This window comes from Flavobacterium maritimum (assembly GCF_040049085.1).
GTDB classification, from domain to species: Bacteria; Bacteroidota; Bacteroidia; order Flavobacteriales; family Flavobacteriaceae; genus Flavobacterium; species Flavobacterium maritimum.
In genome coordinates, this window is sequence record NZ_JBDLZY010000014.1 from 1 (window position 1) to 2,233 (window position 2,233).

General features: G+C 37.1%; 1 protein-coding gene and 1 pseudogene. Both read left to right on the forward strand.

The window, feature by feature from the left end; genetic code table 11:
- Positions 1-1,871: efflux RND transporter permease subunit (locus tag ABEB23_RS18030; RefSeq protein WP_348814113.1), on the forward strand; the 1,871-nt coding region annotated here is incomplete at its 5' end.
- Between the two features lie 37 nt (positions 1,872-1,908).
- Positions 1,909-2,233: pseudogene (locus tag ABEB23_RS18035) on the forward strand (TolC family protein); the annotation flags it as partial.

Genomic DNA, 2,233 nt, shown 5'->3' on the forward strand with positions numbered 1-2,233 from the left:
AGAAAATTGAAGCATCTTCTAAGCTTATTGGAAAAGCTGTGTTTAATTCCATACTGATTACATTGGTCTCATTCAGTCCCATCCTTTTCCTTACAGGACAGGAAAACAAACTATTCTCACCATTAGTATGGACTAAAACTTTTGCTATGATTGGCTCTGCATTGGTAGTTATTTTTCTTGTTCCAGTGCTTATGACATTATTTCTCAAGGGAGAAGTAAGACCCGAAAGCAAACATCCGGTATCCCGTTTCTTCCTTTGGATGTATAACCCTATTATCCGTTGGTGTTTGAAATGGAAAAGAATAACCCTTGCATTGAGTGCTTCATTAGTATTAGGAAGTATTCCACTTGTCCTTAGTCTTGGAACTGAATTTATGCCACCATTAGATGAAGGATCACTACTTTTCATGCCCGTTACATTGCCCGATATTTCTAATTCCGAAATAAAAAGAATCCTGCAAGTACAAGATAAATTAATTATGACTGTACCCGAAGTGGAAAATGTTCTCGGAAAAGCCGGACGGGCAAATACAGCTACAGATAATGCGCCAATGAGTATGATTGAAAGTATTATACTGCTGAAACCTCAATCTAAATGGCGCAAGGGTTTTACAAAGGATGACATCATTAACGAATTAAACTCAAAAATGCAGATTCCGGGAGTTATAAATGGGTGGACACAACCCATTATCAATCGGATCAACATGCTGTCAACAGGTATTAGAACAGATGTCGGTATTAAAGTATATGGACAAAATCTTGACACAATCAATAAGTTAGCACAGCAATTTAAAAAAGAATTGGAAGGATTAGAGGGGGTAAAAGATTTGTATGTGGATCCCATCGTTGGCGGAAAATACATTGACATAAAAATAAATAAAGAGGAAATTGGCAGATATGGTCTTTCTGTGGATGATGTAAACATGTTTATCGAAACAGCTATTGGAGGAATGAATGCTACCACTACAATTGAAGGCCGACAACGGTTTTCCGTTAATGTGCGCTTTGCCCAAGATTCCCGTGATGAAATTAATAAGTTGAAAGTTTTGCCATTACAAACCATGGATTATGGCTCCATACCACTTTCAGCCGTTGCTGACATCAGTATTACAGAAGGGCCTCCAATGATAAGTTCAGAAAATGCCATGCTAAGGGGAACTCTTCTGTTTAATGTTCGTGAAAGGGATTTAGGAAGCACAGTAAATGATGCAAAAAAGAAACTCGAAGAAGCTATTAAAAAATTGCCAAAAGGGTACTTTTTAAGCTGGAGCGGACAATACGAAAACCAAGTAAGGGCGCAGGAACGATTGACAATGATTATCCCTTTTGTAATTCTGATTATTATGGCTATCCTCTATTTTACATTTCATACTTTCAGAGAAGTCCTGATAGTTCTTTCGGCCATTCCTGTTGCTCTGGTTGGTGGAGCTTATTCATTGTATTTCTTCGATGTGAATTTTTCAGTCGCGGTTGCCGTGGGTTTTATTGCCTTGTTTGGTGTTGCGGTTGAAACGGGTGTGCTAATGCTGGTCTACATGAATAATGCAATACATAAAAAGGTGAGTAAGATTATCGCTCAAAATAAATCTATGACAAATCAGGACATCGAAGATGCCATTTATGAGGGAGCAGCTTTAAGGTTAAGACCAAAGTTGATGACTGTTTTAGTTGACATTATTGGATTAATGCCAGTTTTACTGGCCACGGGAACAGGGAGTGATGTAATGAAACCAATTACAATTCCATTTGTTTTTGGACTAATAACCTCCACTTTATTTGTTCTGATTGTATTACCAGTCTTATATGCCTTAGTACGAGAATATGAATTAAAAAAACATGGCAAACTAAGAGTACAAGAGTTTGAAGATTAATTCGGAAAACAAAAACAATAAGTAAAAGATATTCCAGATGAAGATAAAGAGTACATATTTCGTCTTATGTTTGTTTTTAAGCTTTATTACTAATAAAGCACAAACACTTTCGTTGGCTGAAGTTTTGACAATTATCAAAACAAATAATCCACAACTGAAAATGTATGATGCCGATATACAAAGTATGGATGCCGCTGCAAAAGGAGCTAAAAGTTGGATGGCCCCACAAGTAAGTTCGGGATTTTTTATGACACCTTACAATACCAATATGTGGAAGGCAGATGAAATGAGTCCCGGGATGGGAAGTTTTATGTTGGGGGTTACACAAATGATTCCAAATGCTTCCAAACTAAAAGCCGATT